The organism is Pseudomonas sp. P7758, from assembly GCF_013386485.1.
In the GTDB taxonomy this organism is placed as follows: Bacteria; Pseudomonadota; Gammaproteobacteria; order Pseudomonadales; family Pseudomonadaceae; genus Aquipseudomonas.
Genome location: NZ_JACARS010000159.1, coordinates 16,602 through 17,338, shown reverse-complemented (window position 1 = coordinate 17,338; position 737 = coordinate 16,602). Strand labels below are relative to the sequence as shown.

1 protein-coding gene and 1 pseudogene are annotated in these 737 nt (G+C 52.8%); both read left to right on the top strand.

The features are described 5' to 3' along the window. The first annotated feature begins 276 nt into the window (after positions 1-276). Positions 277-459 (top strand): sulfur starvation response protein OscA, encoded by a 183-nt coding sequence (oscA, locus tag HX873_RS28080; RefSeq protein ID WP_003170956.1) that lies wholly within the window; start codon positions 277-279, stop codon positions 457-459. 76 nt (positions 460-535) lie between these two features. After that, positions 536-737, top strand: a pseudogene (locus HX873_RS31880) (sulfate ABC transporter substrate-binding protein); the annotation flags it as partial.

The window sequence follows — 737 nt, the reverse complement described above, 5'->3', positions numbered from 1 at the left end:
TATGTCTCTCGAAGGTGGTGTTTCAGTCTGCAACTCTTTCTCTCACCCACCGCCTTACCATGAATGCCCGCTCCCACATTTGTATCTCCACTCGGCTTTATTTCACGTGTCGTCCCGCAAAACCCCTCGCAACCCCTCGTTCCACCAGAAAATTCTTTCTGGTTATATAAACATTCTTAAATAGTATTTTTAAGAATATCCGCGCTTATCTACTATCGCCTCACGCCGCAAGCAGTGCCGCCACTGCGAGGCACTTCTCATTTCAGGAGCACGACCATGAGCGCATCTCTACGTAGCGTTGACGGCCAGGACGAAGCAGCCATTTTGCGCGAGATCCAGAGCGCCCTGCGCGATCTGCGGTTTGGCGCGGTGGAAATCACTGTGCACAACGCCCAGGTAGTACAAATCGAACGCAAAGAGAAATTCCGTTTGCAGAACCCGGGCAACAAACCGAGCTGAGCAACACCGGCGATTCGATTGCAAGACCCGCAACTATAAGAAAAAAGCCAACACCCAAGAATTTCAGGAGCCTTCTATGTCGTCGATTCGCCGTTATGCCCTGGCAGCAATGGCCAGTGCCGTGTTTGCCGGTTCCGCTGTTGCCAAGGATTACGAACTGCTCAACGTGTCTTACGACCCCACCCGCGAGCTCTACCAGGACTACAACGCTGAATTCACCAGCTTCTGGAAGCAGTCGCACCCGGGTGACAACGTCAAGATCCAGCAATCCCACGGTG

Bases quoted from the DNA above. Each gene is read 5' to 3' on its own strand.
- oscA (WP_003170956.1), top strand. From the start codon at position 277: ATGAGCGCATCTCTACGTAGCGTTGACGGCCAGGACGAAGCAGCCATT.